6 protein-coding genes are annotated in these 6,487 nt (G+C 71.5%); 5 read left to right on the top strand and 1 reads right to left on the bottom strand.

Annotated elements, in window-relative coordinates:
- The first annotated feature begins 294 nt into the window (after positions 1 to 294).
- Entirely contained in the window at positions 295 to 1,185 is an 891-nt protein-coding gene (locus tag ACWD38_RS26030; RefSeq protein ID WP_184479810.1) for a TIGR03619 family F420-dependent LLM class oxidoreductase, read from the top strand.
- Between the two features lie 57 nt (positions 1,186 to 1,242).
- On the opposite strand, the gene ACWD38_RS26025 is transcribed toward ACWD38_RS26030, so the two are convergent.
- The gene (locus tag ACWD38_RS26025) at positions 1,243 to 2,445 is read right to left on the bottom strand and encodes a PucR family transcriptional regulator (RefSeq protein ID WP_450125115.1); all 1,203 of its coding nucleotides are present in this window, start codon (positions 2,443 to 2,445) and stop codon (positions 1,243 to 1,245) included.
- A 125-nt stretch (positions 2,446 to 2,570) separates the two neighbouring features.
- Between ACWD38_RS26025 and ACWD38_RS26020 the strand changes: the two genes are divergently transcribed.
- From ACWD38_RS26020 to ACWD38_RS26005, 4 genes are read left to right on the top strand one after another with little or no spacing between them, the layout of a single operon-like run.
- On the top strand, positions 2,571 to 3,587 hold the full coding sequence (locus tag ACWD38_RS26020; RefSeq protein WP_450125114.1) for an NAD-dependent epimerase/dehydratase family protein: 1,017 nt from the start codon (positions 2,571 to 2,573) through the stop codon (positions 3,585 to 3,587).
- Entirely contained in the window at positions 3,587 to 4,279 is a 693-nt protein-coding gene (locus tag ACWD38_RS26015) for a DUF4286 family protein (protein ID WP_184479813.1), read from the top strand. Before ACWD38_RS26020 ends, ACWD38_RS26015 begins: the two co-directional genes overlap by 1 nt.
- 19 nt (positions 4,280 to 4,298) lie before the next feature.
- Positions 4,299 to 5,135, top strand: coding sequence for a fumarylacetoacetate hydrolase family protein (locus ACWD38_RS26010; RefSeq protein ID WP_184479814.1), 837 nt, complete (start codon positions 4,299 to 4,301; stop codon positions 5,133 to 5,135).
- Positions 5,136 to 5,187: 52 nt separating this feature from the next.
- Positions 5,188 to 6,468, top strand: coding sequence for an MFS transporter (locus tag ACWD38_RS26005; RefSeq protein WP_184479815.1), 1,281 nt, complete (start codon positions 5,188 to 5,190; stop codon positions 6,466 to 6,468).
- Positions 6,469 to 6,487 lie beyond the last annotated feature (19 nt).

Below are 6,487 nucleotides of genomic sequence, written 5' to 3'. Positions count from 1 at the left end.
GCTGCGGGATCTTTTTTCCAAGTGGCTCCGCCACGAGGGAAAAAGCTGTCCTCGCGAGGAAGCCACTGAGAACCCGCGGCGTGCCAGTTGCTCTGGCGGTCGCTGCTCAGCGGCTTCGCCACTGACAAGACACAGATCAAAAGATCAGTCGGAAAGGTCCCCGTCAGGACGCTGAATCCGCGACGCACATCCCGACACCCGGCCCAGGACGTTCGCCGGAGCGCTGCTGGACGGAAGTCCGTGTGGAAGACAGTCTGGGGCGCAGGCGAAGATCCACGAGGGGTAGGAGCACGGGTGCGATTCGGCGTCAACATACTGAACTTCGGGCCGGGCACGGATCCGTCGACGCTGCTGGGGTGGGCCCGGTACGCGGAGGACCGCGGGTTCGGCTTCGCGATGATCTCCGACCACGTCGCGATCACTCCGGACGCGGCCGAACCGTACCCGGCGCCGTTCTACGACCCGTTCACCACGCTCGCCTGGCTCGCCGCGCAGACCGAGCGGATCGAGCTGGGCACGACGGTGACGATCATGCCGTACCGCCACCCGCTGCACACCGCGCGCGTGACCGCGAACCTCGACAGGTTCAGCGGCGGGCGGCTCCTGTTCGGCGCCGGGATCGGCTGGGCCCGCCAGGAGTACGAGGCGCTGGGCCTGCCGTTCGAACGCCGCGGCCGGATGACCGACGAGTACCTGGAGGTCCTGACTCGGGCGTGGACCGAGGAGACGCTGTCCTTCCACGGCGAGTTCGTCTCCTTCGACGACGTGTCCACCGGCCCGCTCCCGACCCGCCGTCCCCCGCTGTGGGTGGGCGGCAACGGTTCCGCGGCGATCCGCCGGGCGGTGCGGTTCGGCGACGCGTGGCACCCCTACAACCAGCGAGTCCCGTGGCTGCGTGACGAGGGCGTGCCCGCGCTGCTGCGCGCCGCCGAGGACGCGAGTCGCACGGCACCCGACTTCGCGCCGCGACTTCCGCTGCTGCTCACCGACTCCGAACTGGACGACGACGCTCGCTTGGCCGGTCAGGGCACGCTCGACCAGGTCCGCCGGGACCTGGACGTGCTCGCCGAGCTCGGCGCGACGCACGTCCTGTTCGACACCTATCCCGGCACGCCGGACGAGATGCGCCCGCAGGAGGCCGACCACCGGATCCTCGACGCCCTCGCCCCGCACGTCCTGGGCTGATCACGCCGGACCGGTGGGGCCGCACGGGCCCGCCACACCGGGATCGGCCGCTCGGCGTCAGGGAGTCGGATCGGTCGCGCGGATCTTCCGCCAGCGCAGCGCCAAGGAGAACTCCAGGACGTCCGGGAAGCGCAGCGGGTCGAGGCCGGTGATCTCGCGGATGCGCTGCAGGCGGTGGCCGATGGTGTTCAGGTGCACGAACAGCCGCCGCGCCGTCGCCGCCTGCGACAAGTGGTTGTCCGCCAACGCTTCCAGCGTCTCGATCAGGTACGGGTGCGGTTCGAGCGGCGCGATCCGGCTCGCGTGCAGGGCCTCCGCGGCGAGCGGGTCGGCGAGCAGCATCGTCTCGACGACGACGTCCCGGTAGTCGACGACCGGGACGCCCGTCCACGCCGGTGACGCCGACACCCGCAGCGACGCGAGCGCCTGCCTGCACGACTGGGCGGCGGTGCGCAGCGAGGCGGTGGCCGTCCCGAGCCCGCAGGCCAGCGGCGCGGCCTGGCCGATCCCGGCCATCGCGGCGGCCAAGACCTGCTCCACCTGGTCCTGGCGGTCCCGCGTGCGCAGCAGGAGCACCAGCGTGTTGTTGAGCTCGCCGCAGATGACGTCGTCGACGTCGGATGCCAGCTGCCGCAGCAGGACCTGGCGCTGCGGCACCGCCGGCTCCCCCGAATCGCCCGGCCGCCCGCGCAGGGCCGCGGCCGTCCAGCAGCCGTCCTCGTCGACGTCGAGCAGCCGGACCCACCGGTCGAACCGGGTCGAGTCGCTGTCGATCCCGTCCGCCAGCGCCGCGACGACCTCGTTCTCCACCTGCCGCCGCGCCGCCTCGCGGGCGCTGGAGGTGTCCCGGTAGGAACCGATCATCGCGTCGGTCAGCTCGTCGAACACCGAGATGAGCAGCGCCGTGGCCCGGTTCGCCTCCTCGTGCGGCCACTCCCGCGACCGCTGCAGGAAGTCGAGCACGATCACGCGTTCGGTCTGCCGGTAGGCCTGGATGATCGATTCGAGCGGCACCGACTGATCGGCCCGAGCGGCGCCGAGAGCCCGCGCCGGTTCGAGTTCGGCGAGGGTCGGCCCCCGGCCCTGGCCGAGCGCGGCCACCGCGAGCTCGATGTTGGCTCGGATCGCCGGGTCGAGTTCCGACCGGTCGAACCGCTCCGGCTGGTAGCCGGGGTAGACGCCCCACATGCGCTCGGCGGCCTGCTCGACGAGCTCGTCGACGACGGGATCGTAGCGCCGAGGGGATTGGGAGGTCTTCACAACACGGCTCCGCTCACGTTGGGTATTTCTAGGATGGCCTGCGATGTTCACACAATGCGAGTGTGTGCTGAATCCCGGCGGCAGTCATGTCGCCGTCGATGCAGCCCACTCCTCGGAGGTCATCGATGACCGACATCGCCGTCTTGGAAGATTCGCTCACCAAGCCCACCCCCGACGTCGTCGAGGCGGTCGCTCGCCTCGACGGTGACATCGCCGTGCTGGGCGTGGGCGGGAAGGTCGGCCCCAGCGTCGCGGTGATGGCCGCCCGCGCGGTGGCCGAGGCGGGCGTGGACAAGACGGTGTTCGGCGTCGCCCGCTTCTCCGACCCGGCGGCCCGCGCCACTCTGGAGAAGTACGGCGTGCGGCCCGTCCCCGCGGACCTCACCGACGACGACCAGCTGGCGGCACTACCGGACGCCGCCAACGTCGTGTTCATGGCCGGGAACAAGTTCGGCACCGCGGGCAACGAGCACTTCACCTGGATGATGAACGCCTACCTGCCCGGACGGGTCGCGCAGCGCTTCCGGGACTCCCGGATCGTCGCGTTCTCCACGCTGGTGACCTATCCGCTCGTCGACGTCGCGACCGGCGGTTCCCGCGAGGCGGACTGGCCCGGACCGCTCGGCGAGTACGCCGCGTCCTGCGTCGGGCGCGAACGGATCTTCGAGCACTTCTCCCGCAAGAACGGGACGCCGCTGCTGCAGTTCCGCCTCGGGTACTCCATCGAGACCCGGTACGGGGTGCTGGCCGAGATCGCACAGGCCGTGCACGACGGCGAGCCGATCCCGCTGGAGATGGGCCACGCGAGCGTGATCTGGCAGCGCGACGTGGCCGCCTACGCCCTGCGGTCGCTGCACCTGGCGACCTCCCCGCCGCGGCGGCTCAACATCACCGGGCCGGAGATCGTCTCGATCCGCCGGTTGGCGGAGCACTTCGGCGAGATCTTCGGGCGCGAGCCCCGGTTCGACGGCGTCGAATCGGGCAACGCCTACGTGATGGACGGGTCGGAGTTGCAGCGGGAGTTCGGGTTCCCCGGCACGACGCTGGCCGAGATGGTCGACGAGGTCGCCGCGTGGGTCGCCGAATCGGGCCCCACGATCGGCAAGCCCACCAAGTTCCAGCAGCGCGACGGGCTGTTCTGATGGGCGGCGACTTCACCTCGGTCACCGGGGCCGGGGCGATGCTCAACTGGATCACGATCGCCGACGGCGACCGCGAGCTCTTCGAGGACTGGTACAACTTCGAGCACCTGCCCGAGCGGGTCGAGATCCCCGGCTTCCGGCGCGCGCGCCGCTACGTCGCTCCCGGCGGGGCGCGCGACGGGCACACCGACTTCCTGACGATCTACGAGACCGACGACGTCGAGGTGCTCGCCTCCCCCGCCTACCTGCGCGCGCTCGACACCCCGACCGAGCTCACCCGCCGCGTCGTGCCACTGTTCGCGCGGTTCCGCCGCTCGACGTGCCGGATCACCGTCACCAGCGGCGCGGGCTCGACGGGCCGGTGCGTCGCCGTGGAGCTCGCCTCGGAACGCCTCGACGCGGCCCGGGACGAGCTGGCCGGAACCGTGCTGCCCGCGATGCGCGCCGCGCACCTGCTGCACGCCGCCTCGGTGTACGAACCGGACGCGGCGGTGGGGGCGGCCAAGGCCGCGACGAGCGAGGGGAAGGCGACGACGCAGCAGCAGGCGGCCGAATCCGCACTGCTGCTGCTCGAACCCCAGCCGGAGGTGCCGGCCGCTCGGCTGCTCGCCGAACTCGAACCGGTCCTCGGCCCCGCCCCGTCCACCGCGCGCGAGTTCACCCTGCTGTTCGAGCTGCGCTCCGCGTCCTGATCTCCGAGGAGGAGAAGCCATGAAGTTCGCATCCGTCCGAGGCCGGTCGGCCCTGATCACCGACGCCGGCCCGATCGACGTCGAGACGAGCAGCGGAGGCCGGTTCGGCTCCGATCCGCAGCGCGCGTTCGACGACTGGGACGCGTTCCGGGGGTGGGCCGCCGGGGCCTCGGGCGACGTGGTCGAGCACCGCCCGGAGGACTTCGGCGCGCCCGTCCCCCGGCCGCGCCAGATCTTCGGGGTCGGGCTGAACTACCGCCGCCACGCCGAGGAATCCGGCCTGCCCGTGCCCACCGAACCGCTGGTGTTCACCAAGTTCCCGAGCGCCGTCACCGGCCCGCGCGGCGACATCGCCCTCAGCGGCGACACCGTCGACTGGGAGGTGGAGCTGGTCGTCGTCATCGGCCGGGAGGCCCACCGGGTGCGGCGGGAGGACGCGTGGTCCTGCGTGGCGGGGTTGACCGCCGGTCAGGACATCTCCGACCGCACCGTGCAGCAGGCCGGGTCGCCGCCGCAGTTCAGCCTCGGCAAGTCCTTCCCCGGCTACGCCCCGATCGGGCCGGTGCTGGTCACCGCGGACGAGGTGGCCGACCCCGACGACCTGCGCGTGATGACCACCGTCGACGGCGAGGTCCGCCAGGACTCCCGCACCTCCGACCTCGTGTTCTCCGTCGCGGAGCTGATCGAGCGGCTGTCCGCCATCGTCACGCTGCTGCCCGGCGACCTGATCTTCACCGGCACCCCGGAAGGGGTCGGCCTCGGCCACCGCCCGCCGGTCTACCTGCGCGCGGGCCAGATCCTCGGCACCGAGATCGAGGGGATCGGCGCCATGCGGCACGTGCTCGTGCCGCGGTGATCCCCGCGACCCGCTCGTGCTCACCCTCCAATGACGAAGGGCCACACCGACCATGGGATTCTCATCGGGAGCCGCTCCCGAGCACCCCGCCGCGGTCACCGCCGCCACCGCCTACACCTCCCGCGAACGGCGCCTGATCCTCCTGTTCGCGATCGTCGGGGCGCTGATCGAGAGCATGGAGCTGAACCTGCTCAGCTTCCCGCTCACCGACCTCGCCGCCTCGTTCGCGGTGTCGACGCAATCGGTCGTCGGCGTGATCACCTTGCAGAGCCTCGCCTCCATCGCGGGCGGATTCCTGTTCGGCTGGATCGCCGACAGGTGGGGCCGCAAGGCCAGCTACGTGACGTTCACGGCGATGTACTCGATCGCCGCCGTCGTGGGCGGATTCGCGCAGGACTACACGACGTTCACGTTGACCCGCGCCATCGCGGGGCTGGCGATGGGCGGCGCGTTCGGCGTCATCTTCGCGATGTTCGCCGAGAGCTGGAAGTCGCGGAAGCGCGGATTCATGGGGGCCGTGCTCCAGGGCATGTTCATCGCCGGGACGCTGATCACCCAGCTCGTGCTCTACACGACGATCTCCGCGCTCGGCTCCGACGCGGGCTGGCGCACCGGGTTCGTCGCCATCGGCCTCGGCTGCCTGCTCATCGCGGGCACCGCCGCGCTGTGGCTGCCCGAGTCGAAGGTGTGGCTGGCCGCCAAGGACGAGGCCGGTGCCACCGCGGCGGCCCCCGTCCGGGCGAAGCCGGACTGGAGCGTGATCCGGGGCGCGGTGTTCTTGACCCTCACCACCACCGGCGTGTTCGCCGCCAGCTACTCCTACATCACGTTCGCGCCGACCTACCTGCGCGAAACGGCGGGTGTCTCGCTGACGGCGTCCACGATCATCCTCACCGTCGGCACCTTGCTGGGCATCGCGTCCTACGTGGTCGCGGGCACGCTGTCCGACCGGGTCGGACGGCGGCGGGCGACCCTCTACGCCTCGGTCGTCGGCGTGGCCGCGTTCGGCGCGTTCGCCTTCGCCGACATCGGCAGCCCTTCGGTGGCGGTCATCGCGCTGATGGGCCCGGCTATCGGCTACGCCGGTTTCGGGGTGCTGGGGACGTGGATCTCCGAGTTCTACCCCACCCGCTACCGGGCCTTCGGCAGCAACGCGACCTACTACGTCGCCCGCGGGCTCGGCTCGGGACTGTTCCCGCTCGGCGCGGTGGCCCTCGCCGGCGGGGACCTGCACATCGCCCTGGCGCTCGGCGGGGTCGGGGCGCTGGTCGGGCTCGTCGGCTGCCTGTTCGTCCAGGACACCGCCGACCGCGTCATCAGCGCCGGTTCCTGAGCGCGACGGCGTCCCCCAC

Source organism: Saccharopolyspora sp. NPDC002578, assembly GCF_053592695.1.
This window is presented reverse-complemented; position numbering and strand designations above follow the sequence as displayed.

Excerpts from the sequence above, each read along its gene's own strand:
- ACWD38_RS26020 (WP_450125114.1), top strand. The coding sequence starts at position 2,571 with ATGACCGACATCGCCGTCTTGGAAGATTCGCTCACCAAGCCCACCCCC.
- ACWD38_RS26015 (WP_184479813.1), top strand. The coding sequence starts at position 3,587 with ATGGGCGGCGACTTCACCTCGGTCACCGGGGCCGGGGCGATGCTCAAC.
- ACWD38_RS26010 (WP_184479814.1), top strand. The coding sequence starts at position 4,299 with ATGAAGTTCGCATCCGTCCGAGGCCGGTCGGCCCTGATCACCGACGCC.
- ACWD38_RS26005 (WP_184479815.1), top strand. The coding sequence starts at position 5,188 with ATGGGATTCTCATCGGGAGCCGCTCCCGAGCACCCCGCCGCGGTCACC.